Source organism: Aeromicrobium sp. CFBP 8757 (assembly GCF_014841755.1).
Taxonomy (GTDB): domain Bacteria; phylum Actinomycetota; class Actinomycetes; order Propionibacteriales; family Nocardioidaceae; genus Aeromicrobium.
Map to the genome: position 1 here is coordinate 373,254 of NZ_JACYUM010000004.1, position 12,293 is coordinate 385,546.

13 protein-coding genes and 1 riboswitch are annotated in these 12,293 nt (G+C 67.7%); of the genes, 4 read left to right on the top strand and 9 right to left on the bottom strand.

Translation table 11 applies throughout. From position 1 onward, the window contains the following. Positions 1 to 6: 6 nt before the first annotated feature. From IFT73_RS13735 to IFT73_RS13745, 3 genes are all read right to left on the bottom strand, one after another. The gene (locus tag IFT73_RS13735; RefSeq protein WP_244633414.1) at positions 7 to 663 is read right to left on the bottom strand and encodes a thioredoxin domain-containing protein; all 657 of its coding nucleotides are present in this window, start codon (positions 661 to 663) and stop codon (positions 7 to 9) included. Between the two features lie 67 nt (positions 664 to 730). Then, on the bottom strand, positions 731 to 2,062 hold the full coding sequence (locus IFT73_RS13740) for a PhoH family protein (protein WP_192168112.1): 1,332 nt from the start codon (positions 2,060 to 2,062) through the stop codon (positions 731 to 733). Between the two features lie 670 nt (positions 2,063 to 2,732). Next, positions 2,733 to 3,494 carry an isoprenyl transferase gene (locus IFT73_RS13745; protein WP_056611742.1) on the bottom strand — a complete coding sequence of 254 codons (762 nt, stop codon included), beginning with the start codon at positions 3,492 to 3,494 and terminating at the stop codon, positions 2,733 to 2,735. Between the two features lie 77 nt (positions 3,495 to 3,571). Between IFT73_RS13745 and IFT73_RS13750 the strand changes: the two genes are divergently transcribed. Together IFT73_RS13750 and IFT73_RS13755 are read left to right on the top strand one after the other, a co-directional pair. After that, positions 3,572 to 4,273 carry a hemolysin III family protein gene (locus IFT73_RS13750; RefSeq protein WP_056610837.1) on the top strand — a complete coding sequence of 234 codons (702 nt, stop codon included), beginning with the start codon at positions 3,572 to 3,574 and terminating at the stop codon, positions 4,271 to 4,273. Then, on the top strand, positions 4,273 to 4,770 hold the full coding sequence (locus IFT73_RS13755) for a hypothetical protein (RefSeq protein WP_192168113.1): 498 nt from the start codon (positions 4,273 to 4,275) through the stop codon (positions 4,768 to 4,770). The genes IFT73_RS13750 and IFT73_RS13755 overlap by 1 nt, the downstream gene beginning before the upstream one ends. Here IFT73_RS13755 and IFT73_RS13760 read toward each other — a convergent pair. Beyond that, positions 4,760 to 6,745 (bottom strand): thioredoxin domain-containing protein, encoded by a 1,986-nt coding sequence (locus IFT73_RS13760; protein ID WP_192168114.1) that lies wholly within the window; start codon positions 6,743 to 6,745, stop codon positions 4,760 to 4,762. The two genes, IFT73_RS13755 and IFT73_RS13760, sit on opposite strands and share 11 nt — an antisense overlap. 198 nt (positions 6,746 to 6,943) lie before the next feature. On the opposite strand from IFT73_RS13760, the gene IFT73_RS13765 reads away from it, so the two are divergent. Together IFT73_RS13765 and IFT73_RS13770 are read left to right on the top strand one after the other, a co-directional pair. Further along, entirely contained in the window at positions 6,944 to 7,255 is a 312-nt protein-coding gene (locus IFT73_RS13765; RefSeq protein WP_157432673.1) for a hypothetical protein, read from the top strand. Further along, on the top strand, positions 7,255 to 8,637 hold the full coding sequence (locus tag IFT73_RS13770) for a hypothetical protein (protein ID WP_192168115.1): 1,383 nt from the start codon (positions 7,255 to 7,257) through the stop codon (positions 8,635 to 8,637). The genes IFT73_RS13765 and IFT73_RS13770 overlap by 1 nt, the downstream gene beginning before the upstream one ends. Positions 8,638 to 9,143: 506 nt before the next feature. On the opposite strand, the gene IFT73_RS19635 is transcribed toward IFT73_RS13770, so the two are convergent. From IFT73_RS19635 to IFT73_RS13795, 5 genes are all read right to left on the bottom strand, one after another. Further along, positions 9,144 to 9,377, bottom strand: a complete 234-nt coding sequence (locus IFT73_RS19635) for a GIY-YIG nuclease family protein (protein WP_371811276.1) — start codon at positions 9,375 to 9,377, stop codon at positions 9,144 to 9,146. A gap of 301 nt (positions 9,378 to 9,678) precedes the next feature. Beyond that, the gene (locus tag IFT73_RS13780; RefSeq protein ID WP_056610824.1) at positions 9,679 to 10,185 is read right to left on the bottom strand and encodes a universal stress protein; all 507 of its coding nucleotides are present in this window, start codon (positions 10,183 to 10,185) and stop codon (positions 9,679 to 9,681) included. Between the two features lie 14 nt (positions 10,186 to 10,199). Next, positions 10,200 to 10,583 carry a fluoride efflux transporter CrcB gene (crcB, locus tag IFT73_RS13785; RefSeq protein ID WP_192168117.1) on the bottom strand — a complete coding sequence of 128 codons (384 nt, stop codon included), beginning with the start codon at positions 10,581 to 10,583 and terminating at the stop codon, positions 10,200 to 10,202. After that, complete coding sequence (locus IFT73_RS13790) at positions 10,580 to 11,092, bottom strand: CrcB family protein (RefSeq protein ID WP_197984176.1); 513 nt, start codon at positions 11,090 to 11,092, stop codon at positions 10,580 to 10,582. The genes crcB and IFT73_RS13790 overlap by 4 nt, the downstream gene beginning before the upstream one ends. A gap of 10 nt (positions 11,093 to 11,102) precedes the next feature. Continuing rightward, positions 11,103 to 11,174: riboswitch (Fluoride riboswitch) on the bottom strand. Between the two features lie 221 nt (positions 11,175 to 11,395). Continuing rightward, positions 11,396 to 11,971, bottom strand: a complete 576-nt coding sequence (locus tag IFT73_RS13795) for a DUF305 domain-containing protein (protein ID WP_192168118.1) — start codon at positions 11,969 to 11,971, stop codon at positions 11,396 to 11,398. Positions 11,972 to 12,293: the final 322 nt, after the last annotated feature.

The window sequence follows — 12,293 nt, forward strand, 5'->3', positions numbered from 1 at the left end:
GCGACGTCAGTCGGCGAGCGCGTCGTCGATCCGTCGGACGAAGTCGTCGGTCGAGGCAGCCTCGACCTTCTCGCCGTTCAGGAAGAACGTCGGCGTCCCCGTGACGCCGAGCGCCAGGCCGTCGTCGACGTCGGCCTGCACACGGGCCGCGACCACCTCTCCGGCGACGTCCGCGTCGTACGTGGCGAGGTCGAGGCCCAGGTCGTCGGCGAACGTCCGGAACAGCGGTGCCTGCGACTCCTGCGACTCGCCCCACTGCCGCTGCGTCTCGAACATGCGCCGGTACATGTCCTCCAGGCGGCCCTGCCGCGCGGCCGCCTCGACGGCGTGCGCCGCGTTGCGCGAGTTGAGGTGGCTCTCGAGGGGGAAGTACCGCATCACGAACGTCACGCGTCCGGCGTACTTCTCCCGCAGGTCCTCGACGAACGGGTACGCCGCGGCGCACGACTCGCACTCGAGGTCGAGGAACTCCACGAGCGTGACCTTGCCGTCGTCGGCGGTGTCGAGCCGGTGGCTGTCGGCCCGGACGGCGACGGTCTTCCGCTCCCCGCCCTCGACCTCGTCCGGCTCGGTCGCCAGCTGACGGACGACCAGCCCGCCCAGCAGCACGGCGGCCACGGCCGCGACGACGACGGTGACGGTGGTCTGGCGCGACATCCTCATGCCCGCACGACGAACGCGGGCCCGGGAAGGTTCCCGGGCCCGCGTCGGTCGCTCGCGGCAGGTCGGATCAGAGCGAGACGTCCTCGAGCATCTCGGTCACGAGGGCCGCGACGGGCGAGCGCTCCGACCGCGACAGCGTGACGTGGGCGAACAGCGGGTGGCCCTTGAGCTTCTCGACCACCGCGACGACGCCGTCGTGACGCCCGACCCGCAGGTTGTCGCGCTGGGCGACGTCGTGCGTCAGGACGACCTTGGAGTTCGTGCCGATGCGCGACAGCACCGTCAGCAGCACGTTGCGCTCCAGCGACTGCGCCTCGTCGACGATGACGAACGAGTCGTGCAGCGAGCGTCCGCGGATGTGGGTCAGCGGCAGCACCTCGAGCATGCCGCGGTCGAGGATCTCCTCGATGACGGCCGGGGAGGCGACGGCACCGAGCGTGTCGAACACCGCCTGCCCCCACGGCCCCATCTTCTCGGACTCGCTGCCGGGCAGGTATCCGAGCTCCTGACCGCCCACGGCGTACAGCGGGCGGAAGATCACGACCTTCTTGTGCTGCCCGCGCTCCATCGTCGCCTCGAGGCCCGCGCACAGCGCCATCGCGGACTTGCCGGTGCCGGCGCGGCCGCCGAGGGAGACGATGCCGATGTCGGGGTCGAGCAGCAGGTCGAGGGCGATGCGCTGCTCGGCGGAGCGTCCGTGGATGCCGAAGGCGTCGCGGTCGCCGCGCACGAGCTGCACCTGCTTGTCGGCCGTCACGCGTCCCAGGCCGCTGCCCTTGTCGGACAGCAGCACCAGGCCCGTGTGGCACGGCAGCTCGCGCGCCTCCGGCAGGTCGACCGTCCCGGCCTCGTAGAGCGCGTCGAGGTCGAGGCTGTCGATCTCGAGCTCGCGCATGCCGGTCCAGCCCGACTCGAGCGCGAGCTCGGCGCGGTACTCCTCGGCGCTCAGGCCGACGGCCGACGCCTTGACCCGCATCGGCAGGTCCTTGGAGACGATCGTGACGTCGAGCCCCTCGTCCGAGAGGTTCTTGGCGACCGACAGGATGCGGGTGTCGTTGTCGCCGAGACGGAAGCCCGACGGCAGCGACGACGCGTCGGTGTGGTTCAGCTCGACGCGGATCGTGCCCCCCTCGTCGCCGATCGGCAGGGGGACGTCGAGGGTGCCGTGCAGCACCCTCAGGTCGTCGAGGAAACGCAGGGCGCTGCGGGCGAAGTAGCCCAGCTCGGGATCGTGCCGCTTGCCCTCCAGCTCGGTGATGACGACGACCGGGATGACCACCTCGTGCTCGTGGAAGCGGTTGACGGCGTTCGGGTCGGCGAGCAGGACGCTCGTGTCCAGGACGTACGTGCGGCGGGAGGTGTTCGTCGTGCCCGGGTTCGACGTGCGCGGTGCAGCCACAGCTGTCTCCTCAACGGGCCCGCGCGCGCCTGCGCCGGCCCTACTCGTGGGTAGGTGATCCAGGCTCAAGCGCGAGCGTCAACACACGATGAACGTACGACCGCCGCACGGCGATTCCGGGCACGACACGCTGGACGTCAGATGACGTCCCCGTAAACACCCACCCCACCCGCCACACCTCTCCCGGTCGCCAGGGAGGCCGCCTGCGGCCGACCGTGAGCGAAGCGAGGCGACGTGACGCAAGCCTGTTCGCTGTGGTTCGCCTCGGGCTTCGCCCTCACGGTCGCTCCGCTCCCTGGCGAACGAACACATGCGGTCGCCAGGGAGGCCGCTTGCGGCCGACCGTGAGCGCAGCGAGGCGACGTGACGCAAGCCTGATCGCTGTGGTTCGCCTCGGGCTCCGCCCTCACGCTCGCTCCGCTCCCTGGCGAACGAAAGCATGCGGTCGCCAGGAAGGCCGCCCGCGGCCGACCGTGAGCGAAGCGAGGCGACACACGCAAGCCCGATCGCAAGGGTTCGCCTCGGGCTCCGCCCTCACGGTCGCTCCGCTCCCTGGCGAACGAAGGAGTGGGCACGGTCGCTCCGCTCCCTGGCGAACGTCGGGTGGGCCGAGCGAGCGCAGCGTACGAAGGCAGGCGTCCGGGCGCAGCCCGGGGCGACGAACGAGCCGTCACGCGCCGAAGCGGCGCTCCCTCGCGGCGTACGACCGCATCGCGCGGAGGAAGTCGACGTGGCGGAACGACGGCCACAGGGCGTCGCTGAAGTAGAACTCGGAGTGGACGCTCTGCCACAGCAGGAAGCCCGACAGGCGCTGCTCGCCCGACGTGCGGATGACCAGATCGGGGTCGGGCTGTCCGCGCGTGTAGAGGTGCTCGGCGATGTGGTCGACCTCGAGGGTCTCGGCGACGTCCTCGAGCGAACGCCCCTTGGCCGCCTGCTCGACCAGCAGCGAGCGCATCGCGTCGGTGAGCTCCTGGCGTCCGCCGTAGCCGACGCAGATGTTGACACGCATCTGCTGGACGTCTCGGGTCGACTCCGCGAGCCGCTTCATCCGCGCGGCGGAGTCGGCGGGCAGCATGTCGAGGTTGCCGATCACGGCCAGCGGCCAGCGCCGCTCCTCGGCGATCTGCTGCATGAGCGTCTCGACGGCGGCGAGGATGCTCGCGACCTCGTGGGCCGGGCGCTGCAGGTTGTCGGTCGACAGCAGCCACAGCGTGACGATCTCGACGCCGAGGTCGTCGCACCACTGGGCGAACTCGACGATCTTGTCGGCACCCGCGCGGTAGCCGTCCTCGGACTTGCCTCCCCCGCGCTTGGCCCAGCGGCGGTTGCCGTCGACGATCGCGCCGACGTGGCGCGGCAGGCGTGCGGGGTCGAGGCTCTTGGCGAGGCGGCGCTCGTACACGCCGTACGCGAGGTCACTGACTCCCATGGGGACGAGCGTAACGCTGACCACATCCGGCGCGTGCGCCAGCGGCTCGGTGTACATCTGTCCACTAGGCTCGCTCCATGACGAATCAGGAGCACGACGGCGTCGTCCAGGAGGCGACTGAGAGGCTCCGCGAGACGGTCGACGAGATCAAGCCGAAGCTGCGGGGCTGGCTGCACGCCGTCACGGTCCCGCTGGCCTTCTTCGCGTTCATCGTGATGCTCGTGATCTCCGACGACATCCTGGTGCGCATCGGTGTCGCGGTCTTCATGGTCAGCGCGATGCTGCTGTTCGGCGTCAGCGCGGTCTACCACCGCGGCACGTGGAGCGACCGGGTCAAGGGCTTCTGGAAGCGCTTCGACCACGCCAACATCTTCCTGCTGATCGCGGGCTCCTACACGCCGTTCTCACTGCTGCTCCTGACGCCCGCGCACGCGACGATCATGCTGTCGCTCGTGTGGGGCGGCGCGCTGCTCGGCGTCCTGTTCAAGATCTTCTGGATCGGCGCCCCGCGCTGGTTGTACGTCCCGCTGTACCTGCTGCTGGGGTGGGCCGCGGTCATCTACTTCCCGGAGTTCGTCGACAACGCGTCGACGGCGGTCATCGTGCTGCTCGTGACGGGCGGCGTCCTGTACTCGATCGGTGCCGTGGTCTACGGGTTCAAGTGGCCCAACCCGTCGCCGACCTACTTCGGGTTCCACGAGATCTTCCACGCCTTCACGATCGCGGCGTTCATCGTGCACTACATCGGCGTCAGCCTGCTCGCGTACCAGCAGCACTGATGGCCCGCGTGTCGCGGCCGGCGCCGATCGACGAGGCCGCCGACCGCATCTCGGCCTACGTCTACGGCAACATCCTGCTGCTGGCCGCGCTCGTCGTGCTGACCCGCGAGGACGTCCGCGACGGCGCGGGCCTGGCGATCGTCGCCGGGACGGCCGTCTCGACGTTCGTGGCGCACACCTACGCCGAGCGTCTCGGGGCGGCCGTCCGCAGCGCCGAGCGCTCGTCGTGGTCGGTGGTGCTGCGCGACAGCGTGCCGATCCTGTCGGCGGCCGCGGTGCCGGCGCTGCTCATGGCGCTCGGCGCGCTGGACGCCCTGCCGGCCACGACCTGCCTGCGGCTGGCCGAGGCCTGGGTCGTCGTGCGCATCGCGCTGACGGCGTTCATCGTCGGCCGCCTGCAGGGCCGGCCCGTCACGGTCCGCACCTGGGTCGCGTCGGTCGGCCTGGCCGCGACCGCGCTGGTGGTCGTCGCCGTCAAGGTCGTCCTCACCCACTGACGACGGCGCGCAGCTCCTCGGCGGTCGTGACGGGTCGGCGACACACGAAGCCCTCGCAGACGTAGGCGGCCGCGCCACCGTCGACCAGTCCCCGCTGCTCGAACAACGGCACCTCGAGCCCCACGTCTCCGGCCACCACCACGGCACCGGGCGATGCCAGGTGCAGGGCTGCACGGTGCAGCTCGGCGCGCTGGGCGACGTCGCCGACCACCGCGACCTCGAGCGGGCCGGCCAGCATCGCCTCGGCCGCGGCGAGCGTCCAGCCGGCGAACCGCGGGACGGTCGTCGCGATGACGGCCGCCGACCCGATGCCCGACTCGGCCGCCGCCCGGTAGCGGTGCTCCCCGGTGACCGCGGCGACCGCGATCAGCGCGTGGACGGCTGCCGACGTGCCCGACGGGTAGGCGTTGTCGGAGGCGTCCTTGGGCCGGACGACCAGGGTCTCGGCGTCGTCGGCGGTGTCGAAGAAGCCGCCCTCGGGGTCGGCGAAGTGGTCGACGACCCGGTCGAGCAGCGCACGCGCCCGGTCGAGCCACACGGCGTCGCCCGTGACGCCGAGCACCGCCACGAAGGCCTCCGCGACCGAGCCGTGGTCCTCGAGCACGGCGGAGTTGCCACCGGCCACGCCGTCGCGCGAGGTGCGCACGAGACCCCCGGGGGTCAGGTGGACGTCGTGCAGCAGCTCCGCGGCCGTGACGGCGGCGGCCGTGAAGTCGGGCTCGTCGAGCAGCACGCCCGCCTCGGCCAGCGCGGAGATCGCCAGGCCGTTCCACGACGCGACGACCTTGTCGTCACGGGCGGGACGGGTGCGGCCCGCCCGGGTCTCCAGCAGCCGTCCGCGGACCCGCTCCCAGCGCTCGGCGTCGTCCGGGTCGTCCCGCAGCTGCAGGGTCGAGAAGCCCCGCTCGAACGTCCCCGGGCCGGACACGCCCAGCAGCTGCGCCGACCAGGCGCCGTCGTCGACGCCGAGCGTGCGCATGAGCTGGTTGGGGTTCCAGACGTAGAACGTGCCCTCGTGCCCGTCGCTGTCGGCGTCGAGCGCCGAGGCGAACGCGCCCTCGGGCGTCCGCAGCTCGTCGAGCATGAACCGCCCGGTCTCGCGCACGACGCGCTCGGCCAGCGGCGAGCCCGTCTGCCGCCACCAGTGCAGGTAGACGCGCATCAGCTGGGCGTTGTCGTAGAGCATCTTCTCGAAGTGCGGCACGCGCCAGAACCGGTCGACGCTGTAGCGGGCGAAGCCGCCCGACAGCTGGTCGTACATGCCGCCGCGGGCCATTGCCTCGCACGTGCCCGAGACGAGGTCGAGCGACTCCTGCGACCCCGTGCGCGTCGCGTGGCGCAGCAGGAACTCGAGCACCATCGACGGTGGGAACTTGGGGCTCGTGCCGAAGCCCCCGGCGTCGGCGTCGTAGCCCTTGGCGAGCTCGGCGACCGCGGCGTCGAGGTCGTCGGGGCCCAGCGCTCCGCCGGTCGGGTCGATCGCCGAGCCCAGGTGGCTCATGACGTCCTTGCTGACGGTCAGCACCTCGTCGCGCCGGTCCTTCCACGCCTCGGCGAGCGCCTGCAGCACCTGCGTGAACGCCGGGGTGCCCTGCCGCGGCTCGGGCGGGAAGTAGGTGCCGGCGAAGAACGGCTCGCCGTCGGGCGTCAGGACGCACGTCATGGGCCAGCCCCCCTGCCCCGTCATGGCCTGGGTCGCGCGCATGTAGACCGCGTCGATGTCGGGACGCTCCTCGCGGTCGACCTTGATGTTGACGAAGTGGTCGTTCATGTACGCGGCCGTCGCCGCGTCCTCGAACGACTCGTGCGCCATCACGTGGCACCAGTGGCAGGCAGAGTAACCAACGCTCAACAAGATCGGTTTGCTGAGACGCTGCGCCTCCGCCAGAGCCTCAGCGCTCCATTCCCACCAGTCGACGGGATTGTCCTTGTGCTGCTGAAGATACGGCGACGTCGCGTTTCCGAGTCGGTTCATGGTTCGTCTCCTTGGTCATCACGGGGCGCCAGTGACAGCGATTGCTCGGAGCACGTCTCAGCATTTGTAACGAGCATTCGACGCTACGAACGAGTTTCGGAAATCAGTGCGAGAAAGTTCGAGCTCGGTGTGTGCACCATTGCAGATCTGTTGGCGGCTCGGACCTTCCCTCTCATGGTTACTTACCCCCCACAGGCAATGTCCACCGGAGATCAGGTCTTCCTGTCTCCCCGTCAGGTCTTCAGCCGTTACGGCTGGGGCCGCACCAAAGGCTACGAGATGTTGAAGTCTCCAAGCTTCCCCAACGCGATCGGCGGCAAGTACCGCCTCGACTCTCTCATCCAGTGGGAGAACTGGCTCCTGGGTGGCGGCGAACTCGCGGCAGACCCGACGCCTCTGAGCGATGGCGCAGATACGTCCGAACACGACCGCAACACGTCAGCCACCACCGTCGCCCCGGTTCGTCCTCGTCGCCGCACTCGCGGCAGCGTCCTGAACGGAGCGATCTGATGGCCCGCACACGCAAGGACGGCAAGCGGTCCGCCAGCGCGACTCGCGTCGGCAAGCCGCGCCCCACCGCCACCGGCGGGACCTGGCAGGTCCGGGCCTACAAGCCCACGCCGACCTCACCTCACGGTCGTGTGGTCTACCGTCACCCGGAGACAGACAGGCAGACCTCAGCCGTTCCGGGGAACGACGAGACGCTCGACCAGGTCTTCGACCAGATCGAGAAGTCCCTCGACCAGAACGTCGCCATCGGGACGCACACGCCGGCAGTCGCTGGTGCATCACCTGGGGTCAAACGCGATCTCGACGCCCTCGGCCAGCTCTACCTCGACTGGCTTGTGACGCTCAACCGCTCCACGGACTACGTCTCGAATCGTCGCAGTCTGCTAAACAAATGGATCTCTCCAGTCATCGGCGAGGTGCTCGTTCGCGACTGGTCGGTCGAGCACTCGCAACAGGTGATCTCGAACGCCCGCCGAGCAGGGTTGTCGGCCTGCCGCGTCGAGGACCTCGGTTCGACACTGTCAGGCATGCGCCGCACAGCACACCGCAAGCGCACAGGTGGCCGCTGGCTCTCGAAGGACGAGAATCCCCTCGAGGATGTGTCCTACGGTCGGTCAGCAAATGTCCAAGGCGCCCACCGCACGTACGTCGCGCCGCGAAAGAGGCCGTCAACCGACCGGGTGATCGCTGCGATCGAGTCCGCTCGGAGTCTTCCTGTCTGGGAATGGATGCCGGATGTCATGTCCTACGCTGCCTTCTGCGCGCCGCGGTTGGGTGAGCAGCTGGCGCTCCGAGCCATCGACGTCGATCTCGAGACCCGCAGGTTCGAGATCAACGGCGTCTGGCGCGTCGATCACAAGGCGGAGGTGGATGGAGACCGACGCGACCGGTATCGCGTGCCGATCCCCAAGAACGGCAAGCGACGGGTCGCCCCGTACCTCGGCTCGCAGCACCTCGGACTGATCAGGCGGTGTGCAATTGCCCTTGAGCTACCCGAAGACGCGTCCGAGGAAATCGTCATCGCTGCCATCGCGGCTGAGCGGGAGCGCAGAGCTCAACTCGACTCGGACGGCGACTGGGCGTCCTACGCCGAGGACCCTCGCAACGAGCCTTGGTTGTTCGTCGATGCCTCCGGGGTCCCTCCCACGCGCGAGGCGTTCAACGACGCCTGGCATGTCATCCGTGACGCCATTGATTGGCCGAAGCACATCCCGTACAAGAACCTTCGACACCATGCCGCCCTCTGGTGGAAGTCCGAGGGGTTCGACTGGGAGCTCATCGCGGAGTGGGACGGTCACGACGTCCGAACGCTGCAGCGGTACTACGTCATCGCCGCAGAGGATGGAACCGAAAAGGCAAGGGGAACCCTGGACGATCTCTGAACAAAGGCGCTGACGCTCACTTCACCGTGCGCGCCAGCGCCTTGCTGGTGTAGTCGAGTCAGCTCCAGGAGCCCTGGTCAAACTGATCAGCACCTAACCTTCTCGAGCTCATCAGCCCTTGGGGCCTGGCGCAAACAAATCAGATTTGTGTGAGCTTCCCATTCGCTACGCCCGACTGCAGACCAAGTCAACGGGCGCGAAGCCACTGGCGAGCGGTCGCGACGCGATGAGTGATTCACGCGAGCGCCCTCTGGGGAAAACCCGAGCACATGGCAAAAGACCCCTGACCGGCATCCATGCTTTTCAGGGGCCTCGTCAGTTGCGGGGACAGGCCAGAACGTCTGAACCTGCCCCCCCCTGGAAGCCTTCTAAGCGTGAAGATGACGGTTGCGGTGGCAGATGCCACCCTCGGCAAAGATTAGATCTGACTACTGACAACGCCGCCACAGTCGCTCAGACACGCAGCCTTTCTGGCCAGCTGGCTCTGCACTCTTCGGCCGACGCGTTCACAACCCAAGGACCTCAACTGAGTGAGCCTTGAGGACGTCCAGCGCCTGTTCTGGAGTGCCGCGGAAGAACTCGCGGGACAGATTGACCTTGTTGAAACGGTGACCCGCGAACGTCTGGTGCGACATCGTCTCGATGCCAACTGCATCGTGGGAAGAATGTGCATGGACGGCACCACCACAGTCCTCGACTGATGTCTTCGCACCTGGTCTGTCTGAGGCTCCACCAACCATCGGCGCACAGAAGACCCGATCCAGAAATGGCGGAGGGCCTTCGCCAAGCTCCAGGCACGGCTGTTGGCCTCCGGAGCGCTTGATCTCAGCTCCCTCAGCGCCTTTCGAGCCGACTCGAGCCTCGCCGACACCCCAGCATGGCTGCGGCAAGAAGGTTCTCGCATCCTTGCCGTCGACCGCGCGGACAGAACGTTCTATCCGCGGTTCCAGTTCTCGGAGGCGGGCGACCTACGACTCTCCAAGAGTCGGAAGCACCGCCCGGGCGGATCTGGGCCTGTTTGACGGAGCCAGATGCGCTTCATCATGGCCTGGTACTCGGACTCGGTACGACGAGCACCCCGCAGGGTGGTCTTTCGCTGAGCAGCCGGTGCTCGATCGACCCCTCGAACAGGTGAGCCAGAGCATTGCCCATGCCTTGGCCGTGGCTGCCGACGACGATCATCATGGCCTTGGTCTCCACCGCGACCGCCGCCAGGAGATCGGCCGGGTCATGTCGTCCGGCTTGGTAGGTCCATGCGCAGCCGAAGGGGTCGAGGACATCCTGGACGGTGCGTTCTTCGTCCCGCAACGTCGCTCTTGCCTCCTCCTCCCAGTCGGGACCGTCTGGATCGATCGGGTAGTCGCGAAGATCGACCGCGTGCACGACATGGACGACGATCGACAGCCGGGTTGCCAACGTTGCCGCGCTCTTCAGTGCGGCTGTGGACGCCTCATGTCGGTCGAATCCGACGACCAACCCGCCGGTGGTGGTATCGCCGTCACGAAGCTGGAGGCGCCTGCTGGGAATTTCGGGTGGATTGTCGTTCATGGAGACTCTCCCTTTCATGGGGCTGTGATGAGGTACGCGGCGGCAAGCTCATACCCACCAAGGCACAAGACGATAGTGAGCACGAGGCTCAGACCGAGGTTGAGCACTGCCGCTGTCAGGTGCTGTTGCTCGATGAGTCTGACCGTCTCGAAGCTGAACGTGGAGAACGTCGTAAGCGCCCCGCAGAAACCGGTGCTGATCAGTGCCACTACTGCTTGGTCGAGATCCGAGGTGGCCGCGAGTCCAGCGATGAAGCCGATGACGAATGACCCGATCGCGTTGACGGTGATAGTGCCCCACGGCAAGGACGAGGAATGGCGAGACTCGACGAACAGATCGACCAGGTAGCGGGTCGGCGCTCCTACCGCTGCGCCCAGGGCCACCACGAGAACCGTCATCGCGAGACCTCCATTCGGCGGACGAGCGATCGGGTGGAGACAAGACCAACCCATACCGCCAGCAACGACAAGGAAACGCTCAACGCCAGATAGGCAGCCGCGACGGCCACGTGCCCAGTGCGCAGCAGCTCGTGCACGTCCAATGCTGCGGTCGAAAAGGTCGTGTACCCGCCCAGGACGCCCACGCCGAGGAACGGCCGCAGCAGGCGCTGATCCGGCAGCACATCAACCACCACGACCATGAGGACGCCCAACAGAAGAGATCCGCTCGCGTTGATCGCCACCGTCGCCCACGGCAGCTCACCCAGCCGGTGCGGGAACAGATCCAGCAGCAACCATCGCCCTGCCGCGCCTGCAGCGCCGCCGGCGGCGATCACGCTCAGGATGTCCCATCGCTCACGGAGCACCTGCGCGACCAAGCGCACGTGATGCACTGTTCCGGTTGAACCGACGAGGCCATCAGACGGTTCGACGTCCGGATCGATGGGCTGGTCATCGAATGTGGACACACTTCTCCTGCGAATAGCAGGAGCCATCAGCACAATGCGGTTCGAGTCTGAAACTCAGGCGGGGTCCATCGCCAAGGTCGATGATACCGGCGAACTGCGTGGGACGCCATGCACAATGGGCAGGCGCGCGATCCTGGTCTCGTCGTCTCCGTCGCAGACAGTGTTGGCGGCGCGGGCCAGGCGTCAGACGGCTCGTCGCAGCACAGCCAGTGAAGAACCGCGGCTGGAGGACACCGGCGACGACGAACAGCAACGGGGTGCCGGCCGCGTCGGTCATGGACGCGCCCGGCACCGCGCCGTGCGTCAGGAGCTGAGCAGCCTCTGCATGGTCGAGATCTCGGCCGTCTGATCAGCCTGGATCTTCTCCGCCAGTTCGACGGCCTGGTCGAACCTGCCGTCGACCTCTTCCTGGGACGCCATCTCGATAGCGCCCTCGTGGTGGTCGATCATCATCGTGAGGAATTGCCTGTCGAACGCCGCACCAGATGCGGCCTCCAGCGAGCTCATGTCCTCTTCGCTCATCATGCCGGGCATGTCCGACGACGAGGACCCGTGATCCATCCCTTCCATCTCGCCCATGCCGCTGGAATCGGCGGGGACCTCCTTGTCCCAGGACGTCAACCAGCCCGACATGGTGTCGATCTCGGGTTGCTGTGCAGCGATGACGTGGTCGGCAAGACCCAGAACGTCCGTGTTCCGGGTCCGTTCCGCAGCAAGCTGCGCCATCTCGGTTGCCTGACGGTGGTGCGGGATCATGTCCTGAGCGAATGTCACGTCAGCGCTGTTGAAAGCAGCTGACGACGTGTCGGACCCTGAACAGGCCGACAGTCCGATGAGTGCAGCGGCAGCAACAGCTGTCGCGAGCAGCTTGGTATGCATTGTTCTCTCCTGAGGTCTGTGTGTGCATGACGAAGTAGCGATGCCGACGGGTCGGCCTCGCTGTCAGCACCTCAGGACGCAGGTACGTTCTCGTGGACTGCGTGGATCCCGTGAACGAGTGAGGTCGACAATGCCCAGCTCGAGGGGTGGCGGCAGCTGCCACAGGACCCGTTCGACGCGGCGCCGAGCGACCCACAGGACAACGCCAGCGCCGACGATCATCGCCAGACAGAGCGCGGCGAGTCCGCAGCATCCGTCCATCACACCAGACCTGTCGGGCATCGCAGGCACGTCGTCGGCCGCCGCACTGACAACTGTCTGC